This is a genomic window from Burkholderia sp. Ac-20392 (assembly GCF_017104585.1).
In the GTDB taxonomy this organism is placed as follows: Bacteria; Pseudomonadota; Gammaproteobacteria; order Burkholderiales; family Burkholderiaceae; genus Burkholderia; species Burkholderia lata.
Map to the genome: position 1 here is coordinate 17,925 of NZ_JAAGPB010000003.1, position 23,365 is coordinate 41,289.

Genomic DNA, 23,365 nt, shown 5'->3' on the forward strand with positions numbered 1-23,365 from the left:
CGCCGTTACATGAACGTCTTCAGGTTCACCGCCGGATCGGCGAGCTTCACCGGATCCGGCACCGCCCCGGCCGCGATCAAGCGTCGGGATGCGCCGATGTCGCGCCCGAGGTTCGCCGCGGCCACCGCGACGATCTTGCCGTCATCGCCCAGCCCGAATACCGTGAACGGCCCGTTCGCCGGGTCGCCGCGCACGACGATCGTGCGCTCGCTGCCGAACAACCCGAGCATCTGCAGGTTGCAGTCGTACTGATCGGACCACAGCCACGGCAGCTCGGCATAAGTCTCGTCGGCGCCGAGCAGGTTCGCGGCCGCGACGGCCGGCTGGTTTTCGGCCACCTGCCACGATTCGATCCGCACGTGACGCCCGAGCAGCGGATTGAAGTGCATCGTCACCTCGCCCGCCGCGAAGATCGCGGGATCGACCGTGCGGCAACCTGCGTCGACGCGTATCCCGTTGTCGACATCGAGCCCCGCCGCCTGCGCGACCTCGACATTGGGCACCACGCCGATGCCGACCACGACGAGGTCGGCCGGCACGTCGCCACGATCGGTCTCGACGATCGCACCGCCGCCCGGCGCGCGACGGATCGCGCGCGGCAGCGTCGCCAACTGGAAAACTACGCCGCGCGCATCGTGCAATTGATGCGCATACGTACCGACCACTTCCGGCAACGCTCGCTGCAGCAGGCGCGGCGCCGGATCGATCACCGTCACGTCGCAGCCGAGCTGGCGCGCCGCCGCCGCAACCTCGAGGCCGATGAACCCGCCGCCGAGCACCACCACGCGGCGGCCCGGCGCAAGCTGCGCGCGCAACGCACGCGCATCGTCGACCGTGCGAACGTAATGCGGCTTGACGCCCTCGTCGATCGCGCCACCGAACGTGCGCACCCGCGAGCCCGTCGCGAGCACGAGCCGCGCATAAGGCAGCGTCGTGCCGTCGTCGAGCCGCACGCGCTGCGCATCGCGCTCGATCGCATCGACGCGCGTGCCGAGCCGCAGCTCGATGCGCTGCGCGTCGTACCACGCCGCGTCGCGCACGAACGCCCGCTGCTCGCCGCCGTCGGTCAGCAATGCGTCTTTCGACAGCGCAGGCCGGTCGTACGGCAGCTCGCGCTCCGCGCCGATCATCACGATGCGCGCCGCCGCATCGCGCTCGCGCAGCGCTTCGGCCGTGCGCCGCGCCGCATGCCCGGCGCCGACGATCACGAACGGATCAGCCGACATTGACTTCCACCTGCCCGTCGACGATCCGGATCGGATAGGTCCGCACCGGCTCGGTGATCGGCGCGCATTTCGGCGCACCGGTGCGGATGTCGATCAGCCCCTGGTGCAGCGGGCATTCGACGCAGCCATCCTCCACATAGCCTTCCGACAGCCGTGCATGGCCGTGCGTGCAAAGGTCGTGCATCGCGAACAGTTCGTCGCCGATCCGGAACACGGCGATCGGCTTCTGGCCGGCGACGCGCGCCGCCGGTTCGTCTTCGGAGAATTCATCGAAAGCGCCAAGCGGATGCCACTCGGCGAGCGTTGCTTCGGTCATGTCTGTTCCTTGCTTCCGTATCAGATCGGGGTAGCGAGCAGCGTCTGCACGCGCGACGTGTCGTAGATCACCCGCTTGGTCTTGTAGCGCAGCCCGTCCGGCGTGCGCACGACCGTGTCGTAGTACTTGCCGGCCTGGTACACGTTCGACTCGCCGTTGCTGCGCGTCTGCACGACGACGTAGTTGCTCTCGGTGTCGATCTCGCCGTCGCGTTCGGCGACGATCGTCAGGCCCGACGTCATGTGCCGGTACGTGTGCTCTTCGTAGATGTTCGCGTGCCGCAGCGACACCACGCGGTCGCGCAGCATCCGCTGGTTCGTGCAGTGGACGATCCCGACCGGCAGCCCGAGGTCGGCGTTTTCCTTCGGCACGATTTCGTACGTGCAGTCCTCGGTGAACATCGTCGGCCATGCTTCGAGCCGGTTGTTGTCGAGGTGCCCGATATAGCGGTTCTGGAGCATGTAAATCTCGAACCACGTCTTCATGTCTTCCGTCAGGTTTTCCATCATTCCGCGCTCCCGCTTCAATAGCCCATCAGCTTCTGGTAGCCGACCCAGAACTTGCGGATCAGGCTTTCGGTGATCACCGTGTCCTGCTGGTCCGGATTGCCGCGCGACATCTCGATCACCGACGTCGCGTCGCCGTCGCGCACCGTGCCGCGCTGCACGAGCTCGGTCGCCTCCGTGTCCTCCATCGAGATATAGCCGGCCGGCCCGACGAGGTTCGCCTGCTTGATGCGCAGCGCGCGCAGCTCGGGCGTATCGTCCGCGTAGCCGAAGAAGTGGAAGATCAGTTCGAAGTTGTCGGGGCCCTTCGGCAGGATCTGCCGTGCGACCAGCGTGTTGTGGATCTGCTGGATCACGAGCTGCGGGAAGATCGGCTGGATATGGTTCGTGCAGTCCTCGTCGTATTCCGACACGAGGTCGAGAATCGATTCGTCTTCCAGATGGAAACCTTCGTCGAACGAGCGGATGTTCTGCTGCTTGTACGCGGCCGACGTGTCGTCGCCCGTCTTCGTCACCGTGATGATGCTGTGCAGCCCGTGGTTCGCATCCGGAATCGAGCGCGCCTTCATCCCGACGCGGAAGATGTTGAAGGTCGTATGGAACAGGTGCAGCATGCTCGCGTGATACGGGTCCTTCACGTTCTCCATGTACAGCTTCCAGTTCGACTTCGAATACTGGCGCGTACAGCCGAGATACTCGATCGGCTTGTGGAAGATCCGGTCGATCCACGGCCGCATCTGCTCGCCGAGATAGTCGGGCAGCGGCATCACGTCATCGCTGAAGGTCGCGAACACGAGCCCGCGATAGCTGTCGACGCGCAGCTTGCGCAGCCCGTGCTGCTTCGGGTCGAAGTCGGCCGGCATCCCGGACATCCCCTTCTGGCCGCGCCGGAACGGCACGCCGAGCAGGTTGCCCGCGTTGTCGAAGCTCCACTGGTGATAGACGCACGTGTGCGAGCTCGCGTTGCCGCGCGACTTGCGGCACACCTGTGCGCCGCGGTGCGCGCAGCGGTTCACCCATGCGGACAGCGTGCCGTCCTCGGTGCGCGTGACGACCACCGGCGTATCGCCGACGAACGTGCTCTTGAAGTCGCCTGCGTTCGGGATTTCCGCTTCCAGCGCGACGAAGTTCCACGTCGGGCCGCGGAAGATGCGTTCCTGCTCGCGATCGTAGACCGCGCGCGAGCTGAACACCTTGTACGGCACGCGAGAGCCGTCTTCGTGCGGAAAGTTCACGTCGGATGCGTCGTCGCGCGTGGCGAAAACGACGGGCGATTCTGTCTGCTCCATGTCGGACTCCTGGTCGATCCGTTTCGTTGAATGCATGGAGCCGATTTTTGAAAAGCTAATATTCGCCGTCTATCCGGAAAGTGCGATTGCGGCGGTGCAATATCCACTTTCGGCGGATTTCTGCGCTAGCATGACGGCACATACGACCCGGCGCACGATCGCGACCCATTGATCGGATCGAAGCGCTCGCCGTCCACACCAAGGCTGATGCCCATGTCCCCAACGTCGTTCGAGCCGCTCGCGCTGCGCGCGCACCGGCTGTTCGAATCCCGTGATCTCGACGAGACGCGCGAGCGGATCTCGCGCGTGATGCAGCCGCATGCGCTGCTGCCGAACGGCCGCACGCATGGGGCGTCGCACATGGATTTCGTCCGGCTCGGCGGGATCGGGATCGGCACGATCGCGTTCGGCGACGCGATGCGCGTGCAGGTCGACGCGGTCGACGGCTACTACTTGCTGATGTTCTGTTTGTCCGGCCAGGCCGAGGTGCGTGCGATGGGGCGGCAGCTCGGCGTCGACGGCAAGACCGGCGTGCTGTGCGCGCCCGGCGAACGCTTCGACGCGGTACTGTCGGCCGATTGCGAGCAGTTCGTGCTGCGCATCGACGCGGCGACCGTCGGCTCGCTCACCGGCGACCCGCGCGCGACACTCGATCCCGTGCTGCATGTCAGCGATGCCGCGCTTGCCGCGTGGCGCCAGCAGCTGATGCTCGTCGCACGGTCGCCCGAACTGCTCGAACGCGCGAACGCGAACCCGCGCGTCGCGTCCCAGCTCGAGCACCTGCTGATCGACCTGCTGATCGAAGGCCACCCGCCGTCCGTGCTGCAGGCGTCGCACCGCGACCCGGCGCCGGGCTTCGTGCGGCGCGCGCAGGAGTTCGTGAACGCGCACTATGCGCAGCCACTGCAGCTCGCCGATATCGTCCAGGCCGCCAACGTGCCGGAACGGACCCTGCGCGACGCGTTCCTGCAGTTCCGCGGAATGAGCCCGATGCAATACCTGCGCGCGACGCGACTCGACCATGCGCGCGAGCTGCTGCGCGGCTCGACGTCCGACCGGCGGATCGCCGATGTCGCGCTCGATTGCGGGTTCACGCACCTCGGGCGATTCGCGATCGCGTATCGGGAGAAGTTCGGCGAATCGCCGTCGGAAACGCTCGACGGGAAGCGCTGACGCCGCGTATGCGTACGCTTACGCGGCCGGCGGCTTGCACGACCGGCTCTCGACCCTGCCCGGAACGACATGAAACCGCGATGACCTCGCCGCATCTGCGGGTGCCTGCCGAAACAGACCGTTAGTTGCGATTCACGGAAGCAATGACGAGTCACCCCGCCGGCACGATCATTTCCCGCGCAATCGCACAAAACGCAGCCGTGGCGGCGCTTTCGCCGTGCAGCCGGCGGCTCATGATGATCGGCGACGTCGCGGCCGGCTCCGGCAACCGCCGGTAGACCACCCCCTTCACGCGCACGCCCTCCACACTCTCCGGCACCAGCGACACGCCGACCTGCGCAGCCACCAGCCCGAGCGCCGTCTGCAGCTCGCGCACCTCGTGAACGGCCGCCGGCACCAGCGCGCCATCGCGCAGCGCGGACAGCTGCTGATCGGCGAAGCTCGGCCGCGGCGTGCTCGGATAGACGATCAGCGTCTCGTTCGCGATATCCGCGAGCGTCAGCGGCCGGGCCGGATCGGCCAGCGGATGCCCGATCGGCAGCGCCGCGATCAGCTTTTCCTCGATCAGCGCCTCGCGCACCAACTGGTCGTCGTCGAAGCGCAACCGGCCGAAACCCACGTCGATCCGCCCGCCCTTCAACGCGCCGAGCTGTTCGAGCGTGAACATTTCGATCAGCGACAACTCGACGTCCGGCTGCGCCTCGCGAAACGCGCGGATCACGTCCGGCAGCGCGCCGTACAGCGTCGACGGCACGAAGCCGATCACGATCCGCTCCGACAGCTGCGCGAGCCGCCGCGTCAGCGGGCCCAGCTCGTCGGCCTGGTCGACGAGGCGCTTTGCCTGCGCATAGAACACGCGCCCCGCATCCGTCAGTTTCAGCGGCCGCGCACCGCGCTCGAACAGCGGCAACCCGATCTCGTCCTCGATCGCCTGGAGCTGGCGGCTGAGCGGCGGCTGCGTCATGTGCAGCCGCTCGGCCGCCCGCGTGATGTTCATTTCCTCGGCGACGGCGATGAAGTAGCGGAGCTGACGCAATTCCATTTCATGCCTCAAAGGTATGGAAGTAGTCGGAAAGAGTGTTGGACGACGCGGGGCGGGAATTCCTACCATGTGCACCAACAGGAGGAATCGCATGATAGCAACTGCCGCCACCATCGAACGCATCGACACGCTGCTCGTCGACGTGCCGACGATCCGGCCCCACAAATTGTCGGTCGCCACGATGAATTGCCAGACCCTCGTGCTGGTCCGTGTTCGATGCACGGACGGTATCGAAGGCGTCGGCGAGGCGACGACCATCGGCGGCCTCGCGTACGGCGAGGAGAGCCCCGAAAGCATCAAGGTCAACATCGACACCTACTTCGCGCCGCTGCTGCAGGGCATGGACGCGACGCGTCCGGGCGCTGCGCTGGCGCGGGCCCGCAAGCTGTTCCAGGGCAACCGCTTCGCGAAGTGCGCGATCGAGACCGCGCTGTTCGACGCGCAGGCGCGCCGCCTCGGCGTACCGCTGTCCGAGCTGTTCGGCGGCCGCCGGACCGATGCGGTGGACGTTGCATGGACGCTCGCGAGCGGCGACACGCAGCGCGACATCGCGGAAGCCGAAGCGATGCTCGACGCGCGCCGCCACCGCGCGTTCAAGCTGAAGATCGGCTCGAACGCGGTGGCCGACGACGTCGCGCACGTGATCGCGATCAAGCGCGCGCTCGGCGAGCGCGGCGACGTGCGCGTCGACGTGAACCAGGCATGGAGCGAAACCGATGCGATCTGGGCCGGCGCACGGCTTGCGGAAGCCGGCGTGAGCCTCGTCGAGCAGCCGATCGCCGCGACCAACCGCGCGGGGCTGAAACGCCTCACGCAACTGGCGCAGGTGCCGATCATGGCCGACGAAGCGCTGCACGGCCCCGTCGACGCGTTCGCACTCGCGCAGGATCGCGCGGCCGACGTGTTCGCGGTGAAGATCGCGCAATCGGGCGGCCTGCAGGGTGCGGCGAGCGTCGCGTCGATCGCGGCGGCGGCCGGCATCGAACTGTACGGCGGCACGATGCTCGAGGGCGCGGCCGGCACGATGGCGTCCGCGCAACTGTTCAGCACGTTCGATTCGCTGAAATGGGGCACCGAGCTGTTCGGCCCCCTGCTGCTCACCGAGGAAATCCTCGTCGAGCCGCTGCGCTACGAGGATTTCAAGCTGCACCTGCCGGCGACGCCCGGCCTCGGCATCACCTTCGACTGGGCCCGCATCGAACGGATGCGACGCGACGCCCGCTGACCCCACACGACAACCGAAACCGGAGACACAGATGAACAAGCAAGCCATCGACGCACTGCTGAAGACCTTCGACGACGCCGCCGAGCAGCCGGGCAACCCGCGCGTGCGCGCGATCGTCAACCGGATCGTGAAGGACATCTGCTACACGATCGAGGACTTCGACGTGCAGCCGAGCGAATTCTGGACGGCGCTGAACTACCTGAACGAAGCCGGCAAGGAACTCGGCCTGATCGCCGCCGGTCTCGGCCTCGAGCACTTCCTCGACGTGCGGATGGACGAAGCCGAAGCGAAGGCCGGTATCCAGGGCGGCACGCCGCGCACGATCGAAGGTCCGCTGTATGTTGCCGGTGCACCGGAATCGGTAGGCCATGCGCGTCTCGACGACGGCACCGATCCGGGCCAGACGCTCATCATGCGCGGCCAGGTGCTCGGCCACGACGGCGCGCCGGTCGCGAACGCGCTGGTCGAGGTGTGGCACGCGAACCATCTCGGCAACTACTCGTACTTCGATCAGTCGCAGCCGGCGTTCAACCTGCGTCGCTCGATCCGCACCGACGCCGAAGGCCGCTACAGCTTCCGCAGCGTGCTGCCGGTCGGCTACAGCGTGCCGCCGGGCGGCAAGACCGAACAACTGCTCGACCAGCTCGGCCGCCACGGCCATCGTCCGGCGCACATTCACTTCTTCGTTTCGGCAGACGGTTATCGTAAGCTGACGACGCAGATCAACATCGATGGCGATCCGCATCTGTGGGACGACTTCGCCTTCGCGACGCGCGAAGGGCTGATCCCGGCAGTGAAGCAGGCGGAAGGCGCGGAAGGCAAACCGTATGGCGTCGACGGGCAGTTCGCGCTGATCGACTTCGACTTCTCGCTGCTCAAGGAAAAGCAGGACGTGCCGGGCAGCGAAGTCGAGCGGGCCCGCGCGCAGGCGTGAGCGGCCTTCCGATTCGACGAACCGATAACGCAAGGAGTGCAGGATGCTGTTTCATGTGGAAATGACCGTCCGTCTGCCGACCGACATGGATCCGGTCAAGGCGGCCACGCTGAAGGCCGAAGAAAAGGCGATGTGCCAGCGGTTGATGAACGAAGGAACCTGGCGGCATCTGTGGCGGATCGCCGGGCAGTATGCGAACGTCAGCATCTTCGACGTCGAAAGCGTGCAGCAGCTGCATGACCTGCTGAGCCAGCTGCCGCTGTTCCCGTATATGGAGATGGAAGTGCGGGCGCTGTGCCGGCATCCCTCTTCGGTGCGGGAAGACGATCGGTAAGTGAACGCGAATCGCGGCCGTTGACGACGGCCGCGCAATGGACGACACGGGCATGCCCGTGTCGTTTTGCATTCGGCCACTGCGCGGCCGGGCCGCATCGGGATACGCGGCAAGCGTCACCCCGCCAGATGCGCCCCGTACCCCACCTTCCCCGGCGCAATCTCGTCCTTCAGCGTCAACGCCGGAATCTCGTAATCGCCCGCGTTCTGCCGCCGGAACGGGATCGGCTGTGTGGTCCACAGTTCGTCCAGACGCTTGCCGAGCGCCGCTCGCGTTTCGTCGAAGCGCGCGTCGTTCATCTTCCCGGTACGGTAAATCACGAACGGCGGCAGCACGTCGAAACCCGGGTAATACAGCATCCCGTGCTGGATCGGGAACAGCACGTCGTCGATCGGTCCGTTGATCCCGCGCGGGCTGTAATGCGATTCCCACCCGCCCGCCGTGACGATCACCATCGCGCGCTTGCCGGCGAACGAGCCCTCACCGTAGCGATCGCCCCAGTGCGTATCGGAATGCTCGCCGACACCGTACGCAAAACCGTAGGCATACACGCGCTCGAACCAGCCCTTCATGATCGCCGGCATCGAGAACCACCACAGCGGGAACTGCAGGATCACCGCATCGGCCCACCTCAGCTTGTCCTGCTCGCGCACGATGTCTTCGCGCTGCGTGCCGGCCGCAAACGCGTGCTTCGAGTCGTTCGACGGATCGAAACGCGCGTCCGGCTCGCGCCGGGTCATGTCGTCCGCGTCGAACGCCGCCTTCCAGTTCATCGCATACAGGTCGGTCACCTGCACCGTGTGGCCGGCCGCTTCGAGATGCTCGACGGCAAAGTCGCGCAACGCGCCATTCAGCGAGCGCGGTTCGGGATGGGCATAAACGATCAGCACATCCATGTTCGGTACTCCGTGGATTGAATGACTGCAGGATGCCGCGACCAACGGTATATTTGAAATGAATTCCTGATATTCCAGGTATAGCCATGAATAATCTCAGACGACTCGATCTCAATCTGCTCGTCACGCTAGACGTGCTGCTCGCCGAGCACAACGTCACGCGCGCGGCCGAGAAGCTGAACATGTCGCAGCCGTCGGTGAGCGTGCAGTTGCAGAAGCTGCGCGACGTGTTCGGCGATCCGCTGCTGCTGCCGGGGCCGCGCGGAATGCGGCCGACCGCGCGCGCGGAAGCGCTGCGCGAGCCGTTGCGCGATGCGCTCGAAGCAGTCGAGCGCGCAGTGATTCCGGCCACGCCGTTCGATCCCGCGACCGCGACGAACACGTGGCGCGTGGCCGCGACCGACTACGGCGAATCGACGATCGTGCTGCCCGCGCTGAACACGCTGCGTTCGGCCGCGCCCGCCACGCGCCTCGCCGTGGTCGAGCTGGTACCACCGCGCATCGAGCAGGATGCCGAACGAAACGGCATCGATCTCGCCTTCCATACGACCGAAGGGTCGCCGCCCGGCATGCGGCGCTTGCCGTTGTTCGCCGAGCGTTACGTGCTCATCGGCCGCGCCGGGCACCCGAAGCTGAAGCGGCGCCCGACGCTCGCGCAGTTCGGCACGCTCGAGCACGTGGTCGTGTCGCCCGACGGCGGCGGCTTCTTCGGCGTGACGGACGAAGCGCTAGCAAAGGTGGGCGCGACGCGGCGCGTCGTGCTGTCGGTGCCGCACTTCCTGTTCGTGATGTCGGCCGTGGCCAGCACCGATCTTGTCGCGATGCTGCCCGAGCGGCTGGTGCGCGACGTGCCCGCGCTGCGGGTGGTGGAAGCACCGGTCGAGGTGCCCGGCTATGAAATGTCGATGCTGTGGCACGAACGCGTGCATCGCGATCCGGCGCATCGGTGGCTGCGGGAGACGATCGCGGCAGCGGTTTAGATCGGTCGCCCGCCCGGCGCAGCCGCCCGCGTCGAACGCCGTCGCACGAAATCCTTCATCCGGGGCTTGAAACCGCGCCAAACACTGTATATATTTACAGTGCTTTTGCACCATTTGACCCGAATTCCGTCATCCACAGACGAACGGACTTTTGTGAGGCGACCATGTTCCAGGCATCCGCATTCGATCCCGAGCAACCCGGCTTCAACCCCGTCCACTTCGAGCGCGCCGCGCAGCGGGCGGTCGTCGATCTGCAACGTGTCGCGGGCGGCCCCGCGCAGCGGGCGCTCGGCCTGCGGCGCCGCACCCATCCGGCGGCCGTCCGCACGATGAGCTGGCAGGCGCTGCTGAACGTCGAAGAGCTGGCCTTCTCGAATGCCGGCTTCCGGAACCGCAACGATCCGGCCGTCATCGACGCGTTCATCCGGCTGCGCGACAGCCGCCTGGTCGCGGCAGACGTCGAGGAGCCGGTCGACTGGCGCCGCGACGATGACGACCTGCCGGCCATTTACCTGATCGTCAAGGCGATGCTGGACGCGGAAGAGGAAGAACGGGCCGAAGCGGCCTGAGCCGCATGGAGGCCGTCGTTCGCGGTCGCAGCCTGTCAGGATAGCGCCGCCACGTTGCGTGGCGACGCGGCCGGCGCTGCTGCTCATTTCAGTCCTGCGCCAGCGAGTCGGCGTATCGAGCGGTGAACCACGAACCGCCGCACCGGCGAATCACCGCCACGCGGTGTACGTCCGGGTGGCGGTTGCAGCGAACGCCCGTTACAGCCGTGCCGCGAGCCGTGAACCCTGATCGATCGCGCGCTTCGCATCCAGTTCGGCAGCCAGTTCCGCGCCGCCGATCAGGTGCACCGAACGCCCTGCCGCCTGCAGCGGCGCGAGCAGCGCACGCTGCGGCTCCTGCCCCGTGCAGAGCACGATCGTGTCGGCTTCGATCAGTTCGTGGTCGGTGCGCTGCTCGCCGTAAGACACGTGCAGGCCGCGTGCGTCGATCAGTTCGTAGTTCACGCCGCCGATCATCTTCACCTGCTTCATCTTCAGCGTCGCACGGTGAATCCAGCCGGTCGTCTTGCCGAGCCCCTTGCCGAGCGGCGCGGCCTTGCGCTGCAGCAGCGTCACTTCGCGCGCGGGCGCCGCCACCTGCGCACGCGTCACGCCGCCACGCGTCGCGGCCGGGTCGGTCACACCCCACTCGGCCTTCCACTCGTCCAGATCGAGCGCCGGCGATTCGCCCTCCTGCACCAGATACTCGGCGACATCGAAGCCGATCCCGCCCGCACCGACCACCGCGACACGCCGGCCGACCGGCTGCCTGCCCGCGAGCACGTCGATGTAGCTGAGCACGTTCGGCCCGTCCTGCCCCGGGATCTTCGGATCGCGCGGCGCGACGCCGGTCGCGAGCACGATCTCGTCGTAGCCGCCCGCGATCAGGTCGCTCGCGTCGACGCGGCGGTTCAGGTGCAGGTTCACGCCGGTCAGCTCGACCTGACGGCCGAAGTAGCTCAGCGCTTCGTGAAACTCTTCCTTGCCGGGCACGCGCTTCGCCATGTTGAACTGGCCGCCGATCTCGGCCGCACCGTCGAACAGGTCGACCTGATGGCCGCGCTGCGCGAGCACGGTCGAGCACGCGAGCCCGGCCGGCCCTGCGCCGACCACCGCGATGCGCTTCGGCTGCACGGCGGGCGTGTATTTCAGCTCCGTCTCGTGGCACGCGCGCGGATTCAGCAGGCACGACGCGATCTTGTTCTTGAACGCGTGATCGAGACACGCCTGGTTGCAGCCGATGCAGGTGTTGATCTCATCGGCGCGGCCCTGCGCGGCCTTGACCACGAACTCGGCATCGGCAAGCAGCGGGCGGGCCATCGACACCATGTCCGCGCAGCCGTCCGCGAGGATCTGCTCGGCCACTTCGGGACGGTTGATCCGGTTGGTCGTCACGAGCGGAATGCCGACCTCGCCCTTCATCTTCTTCGTCACCCACGCGAACGCGCCGCGCGGCACCGACGTTGCGATCGTCGGCACACGCGCCTCGTGCCAGCCGATCCCCGTGTTGATGATGGTCGCGCCCGCGCGCTCGACGGCCTTCGCGAGCTGAACGGTTTCGCTCCAGTCGCTGCCGTCCGGAATCAGGTCGAGCATCGACAGCCGGTAGATCAGGATGAAATCGCGGCCGACCGCTTCGCGCGTACGCTCGATGATCTCGATCGGCAGCCGGATGCGGTTCTCGTACGAACCGCCCCACTGGTCGGTGCGCTTGTTCGTATGCATCGAGATGAACTGGTTGATCAGGTAGCCTTCGGAGCCCATGATCTCGACGCCGTCATACCCGGCTTCCCGCGCAAGCTTCGCGCAGCGGACGAACGCGCGGATCTGCCGTTCGACGCCGCGCGCGCTCAGTTCGTGCGGTGCAAACGGCGAGATCGGCGACTTGATCTTCGACGGCGCGACCGCGAACGGGTGATAGCCGTAGCGGCCCGTATGCAGGATCTGCAGTGCGATCTTGCCGTCCTCCGCGTGCACGGCGTCCGTGATCTCGCGATGCCGCCGCGCGGCGGCCGACGTCATCAGCGTGCCGCCGAACGGCTTGGTCCAGCCGGCCACGTTCGGCGCGAAGCCGCCCGTCACGATCAGGCCCACGCCGCCGCGGGCGCGTTCGGCGAAATATTCGGCGAGCCGCGGCAGCGTCTTGCGGCTGTCCTCGAGGCCCGTGTGCATCGAGCCCATCAGTACGCGGTTCTTCAGCGTCGTGAAGCCGAGATCAAGCGGTGCGAGCAGGTGGGGAAAGGTCGTGGTCATGATGATCGTGCCAATTCGTGCCATTAAGCGATGCGTGACATCGTAGGCGCGCGCCGCCTTGAACGTGAGGGGGCAAACAGCCATAATGCTTGTCATTTCCGGCCAAAACGACATGACCTCCCCCCTCGCCAAGGATCGCCTCGGGCTGCGCCGGCCAACGATTCCGGTTGCCTATACGCGCCTGCTGCTGCAGGCGCTGGCCGCGCGCGGTGTCGATCTGGCCGCCGTGCGCGCCGGCACGGGCCTGCGCGATGCGGTGCTGGCCGAACCGGACGCGCGCGTCGCGCCGTCGCAATGGGGGCGGCTCGTGCTCAATGCAATCGAGATCGGCGGCGATCCGGGCATCGGGCTCGCGTTCGGGCTGCTGCTGAAGCCGACCGTGCACGGCTTTCTCGGCTATGCGACGCTGACCGCGCGGGACATCCGCGAGGCGCTGTCCGTCACGCAGCGCTACTTCCGGATGCGCAACCGTCAATATCGCCTGACCTATGACGAAGACGAACGCGGCGCGACGCTCGAACTGCACGGCGTGCAGGCCAGCCCCGTGCTGCAGCATCACGTGATGTTCGAGTTCGTACTGACCGGGCTCGCGCAGAACATCTCGCAATGGGCCGGGCGCGCGTCGCCGTCGATCAAGCTGCAATTCGCGTGGCCTGAGCCGCCTTATTTCGCGCGCTATCGCGACCAGTTGCCGCCGGTCGAATTCGGCTGTGCCGCCAACGGGCTGTGGATCGCGCACGACGTGCTCGACTGGGCACTGCCGCTCGCCGACGAAGTCGCGCACCGGCAAGCGCTCGTGCAGGTGGAGCGCGAGTATGCGCAGGTGCGCCAGGAGGAAGGTGATCTGGTCGAACGCGTGCGCGCGGAGCTGGCGCGCGGAGCCGGCGATTATCCGGGGCCGGAGACGCTCGCCGACGCACTGCTCGTATCCACACGCACGCTGCGTCGCCGGCTGGAGGAAGCCGGTTCGAGCTATCGGCAATTGCTCGATGAAGCGCGGTTTCGCGACGCGAAGCAGTTGCTCGCCGCGTCGGATCTCGACCTGAAGACGATCGCCGAGCGGCTGCAATTCACCGACCCGGCGAATTTCACGCGCGCGTTCCGGCGCTGGGCCGGGCAGACGCCGAGTGCGTATCGGGAAGCGGCCGCGGGCACGTCGCACGAGTGATGCGGTGCTGCGGGCAGCGCGACGTGCCTGCGCGGAATTTCATCGGTATGATCAATGCCACGCCAAAGCGGCGCCCACCGGCGCACTCTCCCGCCCCATGCCCAATCACACCACCCTGATCGAAGCGACGATCGACCGTATCGACACGAACCTCATTCGTGTCGCGTCCGATACCAAGAAGGTGCCGCTTTATCGCCTGACGATGCGGGGCACGTGCTACTTCCTCTCCGCCGACGATATCGACGCAGAGGCGTTCAAGCAGATCGATCAATTGAAGCCCGGGATGGCCGTGCGCGCGTGCACCTTCGACGATCGCGGCCGGCACCAGGTCGCATGGATCAGGAGCAACGATCTGGCGATCGCCCCTTACGATGCGATCAGGCAGAAGAGCAGCAACCTGTCGCTGCTCACGTGGGCGTCATGCATCTTCATGCTGAGCCTGCTGATCGACGGCGCGGCCTTCAAATCGGGCTGGGCGTTCGTCGGCGCGGTGACCTTGGTCGTGGGCATCATCAGCCTGCTGGCCACCCTGCTCGCGATCGCCGGCCTGTCCGAGCTGGTCTTCCGGCCCCAGCGGCGCGAAGCCCAGGAAAAGTGGCAATACGAACCGGCCGGTTTCACGGTGGAACGGAGCAACGGATGAGCGATCGCACCATGCAGATCGCGTCCGGTTGCGTGACGTCGGTCAGCCAGAAAACGATCAGTACGAAGGTCTGGAGCAACAACCTCGGCATGACCACGCAAAGCATCGAGGAGATTGCGCTCCAGCTCGACACGGTCGACGCACCGCTGACGCTCAGGACGGACAGCACGCAGAGCGTGTTCATCGTCGCGGGCGACCGGTTGACCGTTGCATACACGCAGGATCGGGATCGCCGCGCCCTCTACGCTATCCGCAACGCGACCGACGGTTCGGTGTATCTCGTGCGCCCCGCGAAAGTCGCGGCCGCCCGCATCGATGTTGTCGTCACGATCGGCATGCTGGTCGCCATGGCCATCACCATCGGCCTCGTGTCCGCGATGGAACGCAGCACGGACAGCGTGCTGCAGATAGCCACCTGGTTCGGCGGCGCCGCGATCGCCCTCTTCCTGCTGAGCACGATCCTGCGCACCGTGTTCGGCGCAATCGTGTGGCCCGAAATCCGGCGGCTCAGGCAGCCGGGCGGCAAACGCGAGATGAATGCGGCCCGGAGCGCACTGTCGCTCTCGAACGAAGACACGTCGCACATACGCTTCATCTGAGCCGGCCCGGAATACGACGCGTCACGGGGCGACGCTAATCCTCGCGCCGCCGTCACCCTCGCCCGCTTCGATTCGCACCTCCCCCGTCGCGGCGACGATCGCGTCATACACGTCATCGGTCACGCACACCACCGGCACCGCGATCGCATACAGCTCGGCGGCGACGATCGCGCCGATCGAGATGATCAGGTCACGCTCCTTCAGCACGATCGCGACCGGCCCCGTGCCGTTGCGCACGGCTTCCGCGAGCACGCTGCTGCTCGAACTCGAGCCCTTCGCGTGCGGCATCACCATCACCTTGCCGGCGAGGCTCGCGCCGGCCTGCGGATGCCCGCGATCGACGATCTTTCCCGCACCTGAGTCGTAGCCGCCCCAGAAGCTGAGCGGCTTGTCGAGCACGAACGGACGCGCGCATGCGCTGCCCGGCACGAGCGTGTCACCCGTCAATACGTTGCGCGTGGCCTCAGTCATCGAATCGCACCTTTCCTTCGTACGCCGAACGCACGCATTCGCGCATGCTGCCGTACGCGACCGTCACGCCGATGTTCGCGGGCGCATACGACGCCCATTTCCCCGAGTTGGTCATCACGAGCCCCGACAGTTGCTTCATCACCGGCGTGATGTACGTGCAGGTGTCGACGACGATCTGGATGCCGCGTACGGCGAATTTCTCCGCGAGGCCGGCTTCGTCCAGCTCCCACAGGATGAACCGGCTCGTGTTCACGTAGAAATCGCAGGCCGGCTTGCCGTCGTATGCATCGAGCAGCGCATCGAGCGTGCGGAATTCCGCCAGCGAGAAATGCGGCGTGCCGAGCGCCACCGCGACGAGCGCATCGCCGGCCGCGCCGTGATTCAGCGTGCGGCGAATCTCGTCGAGATCGGCCATCGCGACATCGACCGTGCGTTGCGCCGCTTGCCCGTGCAATGCGGCGTCTAGCGTGGGCGCTTCCGGCGTCACGCCGACCGCATGGAACAGCGCGACCGCGCCGCTCGACGCGGCGGCCGCGCCGAGTGCCTTGAGTTCGTCCTCGGTGGTGTCCGCCGGCAGCCCGACGATCGCCGGCACGACCGCGCCCGCGATCCTGCCGATCAGCAGCCCGAGCGCGGCGAAATAGATGTCGCGCGACCACAGGCGGCTGAAGTCCGGCGCGTTGAACACGATCCGCGCGGCGCGGTTCGCTTCGACATGCAGCCCCGCATACGGCGCCCGCCCGGTGATCGCGGCGGCCAGGTCGAGGAAATCGCCGTACCGGCTCGTCCGCGCGCCGAGCACCGAGTTCGCGAACACGATCGCGTTCGATTCGGCCCACGCTATTTGCTCGCCCTTCGCGGGACGGTTCTTCAACTGGTAAGGCGCGCACGTGAAACTCGATTCGCAGCCGAGCTGCAGATGCGCATCCATCAGGCGCTGCGCATCGCGCTGGATCGTGCGGTCGCCGTGGTACAGCTCGGGATGGATCAGGTCGAGCGACCCGACGTTCAGCGTGGTCGGCACCGCAACCTTCGCGCCGGTGTCGACGAAATACTCGACGAAGTCGAGGCTGGTCTGGCCGTGATAAAGGCAGCCGTCGATATGCGCGGACGTGATGTCGATCAGGTGCGGCGCGGACATCACTTGCGCCGTGCGTGCGACGATCCGCATCGCGCGTGCGACGCCATCGCCGAAATCGCCGCGCAGCATGGCGCTGTCGCGGTCACTCAACTGCAGCATCGGTTGCTCCTCTGACGCGTGCCGGCGACGCCGGCCCGTGGAATCTGTCAGAGGACTCTACAACTGGAAATAAAAACTGTCCAGATAGCGACCCATCCGGACAGTTTAAAAACCAATTCACACTCTTGAGCGCCCATGCAGCGATCAATGGCTCGAATTTCGCTCCAGTTGGTCGCCAGCCCGCCGTCTAGCGTTCCGCGGTCACACTGAACAGCTCATCGCGCAGCGCCTTCGCGCGGTCGCGGCCGAACTGCGTCTCGAATTCGTCCTGCGCGGCCTGCCACGCGACCTTCGCTTGCGCGAACGTGCGCTCGCCCAGCTTCGTGAGGCTCAGCGCGTGTGCACGCGCATCGTGCTCGGACGCAGCCGTCGCGACGAAGCCATCGCGCTGCAGCGGCTTCAGCGCGCGCAGCAGCGTCGTGCGGTCCATCACGAGCGCATCGGCGAGTTCGCTCATCAGCAGGCCGGGCTGGCGCGTCAGGTTCGCCATGATCGAAAACTGGGCGGGCGTGACGCCAACCGGGGCCAGATGGCGCTCGTACAGTTGCGTGACGAAGCGCGCCGCCTGACGCAGCGCGAGACAGTTGCACGCCTGGGCAATCGAGGTGTCGTTCATGCTTGGCAATTTATATGTGCATATGCATAAAGTCAATGTACACTCCGCCGTAACAAGGCCGGTGGCCGGCCTCGCGTCAAGGAGACGGACATGGACTACATCGACAAGCTGCGGATTTTCCGGTCGGTGGTGGAGATGCGCAGCTTCACGCGCGCCGCCGACATGCACGGCCTCGCACGGCCTGTCGTGTCGCGCGCGGTCGCGGATCTGGAGGCGCGCTTCGGCAGCCGGCTGCTGCACCGGACCACGCGCCAGGTGTCGCTGACCGAAACGGCCGAGCGCATCTACGAACGCTGCGCGGCCGTGCTCGACGAACTCGACTCGCTCGAAGCGGAGGCGCAGGCGCCGACGCGCGAGCCCGAAGGCCTGCTGCGGCTCGTCGCGCACACGACGGCCGCGCTGAACCGGCTGGTGCCGCTGATCGCCGGCTTCAAGGCCGCGCACCCGAAGGTGCGCCTCGACGTGACGCTGACCGAGCGGCCCATCGATCTCGTCGGCGAAGGCTACGACATCGGCATCGTCGTGCCGTACATGCTGACGAACGAATCGACCGTCGTGCGGCTGGTCGAGCGGATTCCGCTCGTGATCGTCGCGACGCCCACCTACCTGCGCGCCCATTCGCGCCCGGTCACGCCGGCCGATCTCGCCGACCACCCGTTCGTGCCGATGTCGCCGTCGCTGCGCCGGCCCGCGCTGTCGTTCCGCGTCGACGGCGACCTGCTGACCGTGCCGTTCCGCTTCGACATCTCGTCGAACAGCCCCGTCTTCAACCGCGAAATGGTGATGCACGACTTCGGGATCGGCGTCGTGCCGAAAACGCTCGTCCAGGCCGAACTTGCGTCGGGCGCGCTCGTGCAACTGCTCGCGGATGCCGATCTCGTCGACAAGTTCGTCGAGATCAAGCTGGCGTACGCGAACCGCGCGCTGCTGCCCGCGAAGGTCAATGCATTCATCGACTACACGGCCGCCTATTGCGACCGCGAAGGCTGGATCGTTCCGGCCGCAGCCTGACGCCGATTGGTACAGCCACGACAACAATCTGATCGCGCCCCGCCGCTCGCTTCGCGCCGTATTGCCCCCTAACATGTGTACATGCACAAGACCACGCTCACCGATGACGATTGCTTCGCGGTCCGGCAAGCCGCCCGCCGGATCTCGCAGTTCTACGAGCGTTATCTGTCGCGGGCGGGCGTGACGTCGTCGCAGTACAGCATTCTCGCGCTGCTGCGCGACCGGCCGGGCCTGACGATGGCGACGCTGTCGGCCGTGCTGGTGATCGAACGCACCGCGCTGCTGCGCGCGCTCAAGCCGCTCGTCGGCGCGGCGCTGGTAGCCGGCCGGATCGAGCCGCCGTGCCGCCGCCAGACGTTCGCGCTGACCGTGCACGGCGAAACGAAGATCGCCGACGCGCAGGTGCACTGGCTCGCCGCGCAGGAAGCGTTCGAGCAGCGGTTCGGGTCGACGCAGGCGGCCCGCCTGAGAGACGAATTGTTCCGGATCACGCACAACCTGCCGGAACGCTAGCCCCTTCCCCGATCGACGACCCGTCGTCGATCGACTTGATAAGTGCATATACATAGGTGAATCGATGGATACGACCCAAGCCGCTGCCTCATCCCGTGAAGCAGCCACACTCGACCAGCCCGCGAAGCAACAGCGCCGCGTGCCGTGGATGCGCATCGCGGTGGGTGCCGTCGTGATCGTCGTCGCCGCCGCCGCGCTCGACTGGCTGTTCGTGTTGCGCTTCCAGGAGAGCACCGACGATGCGTATGTCGGCGGCGACGTGACGGTGCTCGCGCCGAAGGTCAACGGCTTCGTCGACAAGATCCTCGTGACCGACAACCAGCGCGTGAAGGCCGGCGACGTGCTCGTGCAGCTCGATGCGCGCGACTACGACGCGAAGCTCGCGCAGGCCAGCGCCGAAGTCGACAGCGCCCGCTCCGCCGTGACCGAACTCGCGGCGAAGCAGCAACTGCAATATGCGGTGATCGGCCAGCAGGCGGCCGACAAGAGCGCGTCGTCGGCCGAGCTGACGCGCGCCGCATCGGATCGCGTGCGCTACCGCGAACTCGTGAAATCCGACGCCGTGTCGAACCAGATCGTCGAACGCGCGGACGCCGATTACTCGAAGGCCGGCGCCGCCGTCGAACGCAGCGACGCCGCGCTGCTCGCGTCGAAGCGGCAACTCGACGTGCTCGGCGCGCAGCTCGCCGATGCGCAGGCGCGCGTGAACACCGCGCTCGCCGCGCAGCGCGTCGCCGCGCTCAACGTCGAATACACGACGATCCGCTCGCCGGTCGACGGCTACGTCGGCAACCGCACGGGCCGCGTCGGAATGCTCGCGAACGTCGGCGTACCGCTGCTGACGGTCGTGCCGGCTTCCGGATTGTGGATCGACGCGAACTTCAAGGAAGACCAGTTGCGCAAGATGCATGCGGGCGATCGCGTCGACGTGTCGCTCGATGCGTCGAACACGAAACTGCACGGCCGCGTCGACAGCCTCGCGCCCGCCACCGGCGCGACCTTCAGCGTGCTGCCGCCCGAGAACGCGACCGGCAACTTCACGAAGATCGTCCAGCGCATACCGGTGCGCGTGCATCTCGATCCGCAGCCGGGCCTCGACCACGTGCTGCGCCCCGGCCTGTCCGCGGTCGTGACCGTGCATACCGGCCGCGCGAGCTGAACGGGAGACGACGATGACCACCGCGTTTTCCGGCGACCCGGCGTCGCAACCGACCAGGCAGCGCGTGTTCGCGTTCGCGCTGATGTGCGTCGGCTTCTTCATGGCAACGCTCGACATTCAGATCGTCGCATCGTCGCTGCGCGACATCGGCGGCGGCCTCTCCGCGAGCCAGGACGAATTGTCGTGGGTGCAGACCGCCTACCTGATCGCCGAGATCATCGTGATCCCGATGTCGGGCTGGCTGTCGAAAGTGATGTCGACGCGCTGGCTGTTCGCCGCATCGGCCGTCGGTTTCACGATCACCAGCATGCTGTGCGGCGTCGCATGGGACATCAACTCGATGATCCTGTTTCGCGGGCTGCAGGGTGCGCTCGGCGCCGCGATGATCCCGACCGTGTTCACCACCGCGTTCGTGCTGTTCCCCGGCAAGCAGCGACTGATCGCATCGACGACCATCGGCGCGCTCGCGTCGCTCGCGCCGGCGATCGGCCCCGTGATCGGCGGCTGGATCACCGATCAATGGTCGTGGCACTGGCTGTTCTACCTGAACCTCGTGCCGGGCATCGCGGTGGCCGCGCTCGTGCCGCGCTACGTGCATATCGACGAACCCGATCTCAGCCTCATCAAGCGCGGCGACTATCTCGGCATCGTGCTGATGTCGGGCTTCCTCGGCTGCCTCGAATACGTGCTGGAAGAAGGCCCGCGCAAGAACTGGTTCGGCGACGACGCGATCGTGATCTGCGCGTGGATCTCCGGCATCTGCGGCTTCCTGTTCATCGTGCATGCGCTGACCGCGAAGGATCCGATCGTCGACCTGCGCGCGCTCGTCGTGCGCAACTTCGGGATCGGCAGCCTGCTGTCGTTCGTGACCGGCATCGGGATCTTCGTGACCGTGTTCCTGACGCCGCTGTTTCTTGCGCAGGTGCGCGCATTCAGCTCGCTGCAGATCGGCATGGCGCTGCTGTCGGTCGGCGCGTTCCAGCTGGTCGCGCTCTGTGCGTATGCGTTCGCCGCGCGCTTCTTCAGCCTGCGCGCGCTGCTCGTGTTCGGGTTGATCTGTTTCGGGCTCGGCTGCTACCTGTACACGCCGATCACGCACGACTGGGGCTGGCGCGAACTGCTGCTGCCGCAGGCGCTGCGCGGCATCGGCCAGCAGTTCAGCGTGCCGCCGATCGTGACGATGGCGCTCGGCTCGCTGCCGCAGTCGCGCCTGAAATCGGCGAGCGGGTTGTTCAACCTGATGCGCAATCTCGGCGGGGCGATCGGCATCGCGGTGAGCGCGACGATGCTCAACGACCGGCTGAATTTTCACTACCTGCGCCTGAACGAGCACGTGAGCGCCGGCCAGCCGCAGGTCGCATCGCTGCTCGACCGCCAGGCCGCGTACTGGACATCCGTGGCCGGCAACACGCTGGACACCGCGCAAGCCGGGCTCGCGAACCTGCACCACCTGATCTATCGCGAAGCGCTGACACTCACTTATGCCGATGCGTACTACGCGCTGTCGCTGTGCTTCGTCGTCGCGCTGATCGCGGTCGTCTTCTCCAAACCCATTTCCCTGAACGCGCCGCCGCCGGACGCGCACTGAGGTTGAGGTCATCACCATCATGAAAAAACTTCTCGTCGCCCTCGCCGTCAGCGCACTCGCCGCAGGATGTGCGGTGCAGCCCGCGCAGCATCCGGCGCTTCAGGATTCGGTTCGAACGCTCGCGCCGGATGGTTGGGATACCGATGTGCCGCGCGCGGACATCGACGCCGCTGCGTGGTGGGCGCAGTTCCACGATCCCGTGCTCGACCGGCTGATCGCCACCGTGCTCGACGGCAACCTCGATCTGCAGGCGGCCGCCGAACGCGTGAAGCAGGCGCAAGCGCTGACCGTGCAGAAGCGCGCGGTGCTGCTGCCCGAACTCGATGCAACCGCGCATGCGGCCGACGCGCGGCAGAACACGCCGCCGCCGCTCGGCTATGTGCGGCAGGCCGGTGCGGGGCTTGCGCTGAGCTGGTCGCCTGATGTGTTCGGCGGCGAACGGCTCGATCTGCTTGCCGCGCAAGCCGAGCTGGTCGGGCAGAAGCATGCGGAAGATGCGATGCGGCTCGCGCTCGCGGCCGATGCGGCTTCCGCGTATGTCGATCTGCGCTGGGCGCAGCAGGAACTGAAGATCCTGCAGGACAATGCGAAGATCCGGCAGCATGCGCTTGAACTCACGCGCAAGCGGCAGGCGTTCGGGCTGTCGACCGAGCTTGACGTTACGCGTGCGCAGAACCAGCTCGATGCACTCGAAGCGCGGATTCCGCCGACGCAGGCGCAGGTTTCGCGTCAACTCAATCTCATTGCCGTGTATTCGGGGCGCACGCCGGAATCGGTCGATCGGCTCGTGCTCGCGCAGGCTGGGGAGATTCCCGCGCCGCCGGTTGGCTCGCCGGGGACGTTGCCTTCGCAGGCATTGCTGCGGCGGCCGGACGTGCTGACCGCGTATGCGCAGGTCGAGCGACGTGCGGCGCAAGTCGGTGTGGCGAAAGCCGAGCGGTATCCGAAGTTTTCGTTGAACCTGACCGACGGGATTCTGGCTGCTTCCTATCTCGGGTTGCCGACGTTGACCGATAACCTGTTCAGTGCGGCGTTGAGTGCGACGAGCCCGATCTTCAATGCGGGACGGATTACCGCCGATATCTCGCAGAGCGAAAGCCGGATGCGCGAATCGGAACTCGGGTTGCGGCAGACGATGCTGCAGGCGTTGCGGGAAGTCGAGGATGCGCGGGCGAATCTCGTCAGTTCCGATGAGGCGTCGCGCAGGCTTGGTAGTGCGCTTTCTGCTTCGGATAAAGCGCTTGGGTTGGCGAATCAGCTCTATAAGGGCGGTGCGACGGATTTTCTGGATGTGCTGTCCGCGCAAGAGGTGTATCTGCGGGATTCGGATTCGCTCAATCAGGTCAAGCGCGAGCATGCGCTGGCGGCGGTCGCGCTGTATCGGTCGCTTGGGGGTGGGTGGAGCAGGAACGACGCGGCGGGTGGGCCGGAGGTGGCGGCTGTGGCGAAGGACTGAGCTGTGTAAGTCTAGATCTGCTCTCTCAGTCAGCGTCAGGTTGGCTCTGAGCTTGCTTGGACGTCACCTCATCAAGGGCGGTGATCGACCCGGGAGCCGCCCTTTGATATTCCTCGGAGCGGACATTCGTTTGCGCGAACTCTTGTAGTGCGACCGGCCCTCGACGCCGATATTTCATC

24 protein-coding genes are annotated in these 23,365 nt (G+C 66.5%); 14 read left to right on the top strand and 10 right to left on the bottom strand.

Annotation, left to right across the window (positions count from 1 at the left end; genetic code table 11):
* Window positions 1-5: 5 nt before the first annotated feature.
* Genes andAa through andAc form a run of 4 tightly spaced genes read right to left on the bottom strand, consistent with a single transcriptional unit; the run spans window position 6 to window position 3,337 of the window.
* Complete coding sequence (andAa, locus tag G3N99_RS00835; RefSeq protein ID WP_206121366.1) at window positions 6-1,226, bottom strand: anthranilate 1,2-dioxygenase system ferredoxin--NAD(+) reductase; 1,221 nt, start codon at window positions 1,224-1,226, stop codon at window positions 6-8.
* On the bottom strand, window positions 1,216-1,542 hold the full coding sequence (andAb, locus tag G3N99_RS00840) for an anthranilate 1,2-dioxygenase ferredoxin subunit AndAb (protein WP_006479527.1): 327 nt from the start codon (window positions 1,540-1,542) through the stop codon (window positions 1,216-1,218). The genes andAa and andAb overlap by 11 nt, the downstream gene beginning before the upstream one ends.
* 20 nt (window positions 1,543-1,562) lie before the next feature.
* Window positions 1,563-2,051 (bottom strand): anthranilate 1,2-dioxygenase small subunit AndAd, encoded by a 489-nt coding sequence (gene andAd, locus G3N99_RS00845; RefSeq protein ID WP_011355917.1) that lies wholly within the window; start codon window positions 2,049-2,051, stop codon window positions 1,563-1,565.
* Between the two features lie 14 nt (window positions 2,052-2,065).
* Window positions 2,066-3,337: an anthranilate 1,2-dioxygenase large subunit AndAc gene (gene andAc, locus G3N99_RS00850; RefSeq protein WP_174938784.1), complete on the bottom strand. Its 1,272-nt coding sequence runs from the start codon at window positions 3,335-3,337 to the stop codon at window positions 2,066-2,068.
* A 213-nt stretch (window positions 3,338-3,550) separates the two neighbouring features.
* On the opposite strand from andAc, the gene andR reads away from it, so the two are divergent.
* Window positions 3,551-4,510, top strand: a complete 960-nt coding sequence (gene andR, locus G3N99_RS00855; protein WP_206121367.1) for an anthranilate 1,2-dioxygenase regulatory protein AndR — start codon at window positions 3,551-3,553, stop codon at window positions 4,508-4,510.
* A 151-nt stretch (window positions 4,511-4,661) separates the two neighbouring features.
* Here the strand turns inward: andR and G3N99_RS00860 are convergent, their stop codons facing one another.
* The gene (locus G3N99_RS00860) at window positions 4,662-5,552 is read right to left on the bottom strand and encodes a LysR family transcriptional regulator (RefSeq protein ID WP_174938788.1); all 891 of its coding nucleotides are present in this window, start codon (window positions 5,550-5,552) and stop codon (window positions 4,662-4,664) included.
* Window positions 5,553-5,643: 91 nt separating this feature from the next.
* On the opposite strand from G3N99_RS00860, the gene G3N99_RS00865 reads away from it, so the two are divergent.
* From G3N99_RS00865 to catC, 3 genes are read left to right on the top strand one after another with little or no spacing between them, the layout of a single operon-like run.
* The gene (locus tag G3N99_RS00865) at window positions 5,644-6,777 is read left to right on the top strand and encodes a muconate/chloromuconate family cycloisomerase (protein ID WP_206121368.1); all 1,134 of its coding nucleotides are present in this window, start codon (window positions 5,644-5,646) and stop codon (window positions 6,775-6,777) included.
* A 31-nt stretch (window positions 6,778-6,808) separates the two neighbouring features.
* The gene (gene catA, locus G3N99_RS00870; protein WP_174938790.1) at window positions 6,809-7,711 is read left to right on the top strand and encodes a catechol 1,2-dioxygenase; all 903 of its coding nucleotides are present in this window, start codon (window positions 6,809-6,811) and stop codon (window positions 7,709-7,711) included.
* Between the two features lie 43 nt (window positions 7,712-7,754).
* Entirely contained in the window at window positions 7,755-8,045 is a 291-nt protein-coding gene (gene catC, locus G3N99_RS00875; RefSeq protein ID WP_011355923.1) for a muconolactone Delta-isomerase, read from the top strand.
* A gap of 116 nt (window positions 8,046-8,161) precedes the next feature.
* On the opposite strand, the gene G3N99_RS00880 is transcribed toward catC, so the two are convergent.
* A complete protein-coding gene (locus G3N99_RS00880; RefSeq protein WP_206121369.1) occupies window positions 8,162-8,941 on the bottom strand; it encodes an NAD(P)H-dependent oxidoreductase in 780 nt (259 codons plus the stop codon).
* Between the two features lie 86 nt (window positions 8,942-9,027).
* Here G3N99_RS00880 and G3N99_RS00885 point away from each other — a divergent pair, with 86 nt between their 5' ends.
* The gene (locus tag G3N99_RS00885) at window positions 9,028-9,921 is read left to right on the top strand and encodes a LysR family transcriptional regulator (RefSeq protein WP_206121370.1); all 894 of its coding nucleotides are present in this window, start codon (window positions 9,028-9,030) and stop codon (window positions 9,919-9,921) included.
* Window positions 9,922-10,085: 164 nt separating this feature from the next.
* A complete protein-coding gene (locus G3N99_RS00890) occupies window positions 10,086-10,490 on the top strand; it encodes a DUF2471 family protein (protein WP_174938796.1) in 405 nt (134 codons plus the stop codon).
* Window positions 10,491-10,688: 198 nt separating this feature from the next.
* On the opposite strand, the gene G3N99_RS00895 is transcribed toward G3N99_RS00890, so the two are convergent.
* On the bottom strand, window positions 10,689-12,722 hold the full coding sequence (locus tag G3N99_RS00895) for an NADPH-dependent 2,4-dienoyl-CoA reductase (RefSeq protein WP_174938798.1): 2,034 nt from the start codon (window positions 12,720-12,722) through the stop codon (window positions 10,689-10,691).
* Window positions 12,723-12,807: 85 nt separating this feature from the next.
* Here G3N99_RS00895 and G3N99_RS00900 point away from each other — a divergent pair, with 85 nt between their 5' ends.
* The 3 genes from G3N99_RS00900 to G3N99_RS00910 are packed head-to-tail and all read left to right on the top strand — an operon-like array spanning window position 12,808 to window position 15,132.
* Window positions 12,808-13,890, top strand: coding sequence for an AraC family transcriptional regulator (locus G3N99_RS00900; protein WP_206121371.1), 1,083 nt, complete (start codon window positions 12,808-12,810; stop codon window positions 13,888-13,890).
* 4 nt (window positions 13,891-13,894) lie between these two features.
* Window positions 13,895-14,533, top strand: coding sequence for a hypothetical protein (locus G3N99_RS00905; RefSeq protein ID WP_346778451.1), 639 nt, complete (start codon window positions 13,895-13,897; stop codon window positions 14,531-14,533).
* Window positions 14,530-15,132, top strand: coding sequence for a hypothetical protein (locus G3N99_RS00910; RefSeq protein ID WP_206121372.1), 603 nt, complete (start codon window positions 14,530-14,532; stop codon window positions 15,130-15,132). The genes G3N99_RS00905 and G3N99_RS00910 overlap by 4 nt, the downstream gene beginning before the upstream one ends.
* Before the next feature lie 21 nt (window positions 15,133-15,153).
* Here the strand turns inward: G3N99_RS00910 and G3N99_RS00915 are convergent, their stop codons facing one another.
* The 3 genes from G3N99_RS00915 to G3N99_RS00925 form a co-directional block, all read right to left on the bottom strand.
* Window positions 15,154-15,603 carry a DUF126 domain-containing protein gene (locus tag G3N99_RS00915; RefSeq protein ID WP_206121373.1) on the bottom strand — a complete coding sequence of 150 codons (450 nt, stop codon included), beginning with the start codon at window positions 15,601-15,603 and terminating at the stop codon, window positions 15,154-15,156.
* Entirely contained in the window at window positions 15,596-16,843 is a 1,248-nt protein-coding gene (locus tag G3N99_RS00920) for an aconitase X (protein WP_206121374.1), read from the bottom strand. Before G3N99_RS00920 ends, G3N99_RS00915 begins: the two co-directional genes overlap by 8 nt.
* Before the next feature lie 187 nt (window positions 16,844-17,030).
* Window positions 17,031-17,459, bottom strand: coding sequence for a MarR family winged helix-turn-helix transcriptional regulator (locus tag G3N99_RS00925; protein ID WP_174931838.1), 429 nt, complete (start codon window positions 17,457-17,459; stop codon window positions 17,031-17,033).
* A 90-nt stretch (window positions 17,460-17,549) separates the two neighbouring features.
* Between G3N99_RS00925 and G3N99_RS00930 the strand changes: the two genes are divergently transcribed.
* The 5 genes from G3N99_RS00930 (at window position 17,550) to G3N99_RS00950 (ending at window position 23,186) form a co-directional block, all read left to right on the top strand.
* Entirely contained in the window at window positions 17,550-18,470 is a 921-nt protein-coding gene (locus G3N99_RS00930) for a LysR family transcriptional regulator (protein ID WP_206121375.1), read from the top strand.
* A gap of 81 nt (window positions 18,471-18,551) precedes the next feature.
* On the top strand, window positions 18,552-18,983 hold the full coding sequence (locus G3N99_RS00935) for a MarR family winged helix-turn-helix transcriptional regulator (RefSeq protein ID WP_174938810.1): 432 nt from the start codon (window positions 18,552-18,554) through the stop codon (window positions 18,981-18,983).
* A 64-nt stretch (window positions 18,984-19,047) separates the two neighbouring features.
* On the top strand, window positions 19,048-20,142 hold the full coding sequence (locus G3N99_RS00940) for an HlyD family secretion protein (RefSeq protein ID WP_206121376.1): 1,095 nt from the start codon (window positions 19,048-19,050) through the stop codon (window positions 20,140-20,142).
* A gap of 13 nt (window positions 20,143-20,155) precedes the next feature.
* On the top strand, window positions 20,156-21,730 hold the full coding sequence (locus G3N99_RS00945) for a DHA2 family efflux MFS transporter permease subunit (RefSeq protein WP_174938814.1): 1,575 nt from the start codon (window positions 20,156-20,158) through the stop codon (window positions 21,728-21,730).
* Window positions 21,731-21,749: 19 nt separating this feature from the next.
* Entirely contained in the window at window positions 21,750-23,186 is a 1,437-nt protein-coding gene (locus G3N99_RS00950; RefSeq protein WP_206121377.1) for an efflux transporter outer membrane subunit, read from the top strand.
* Window positions 23,187-23,365 lie beyond the last annotated feature (179 nt).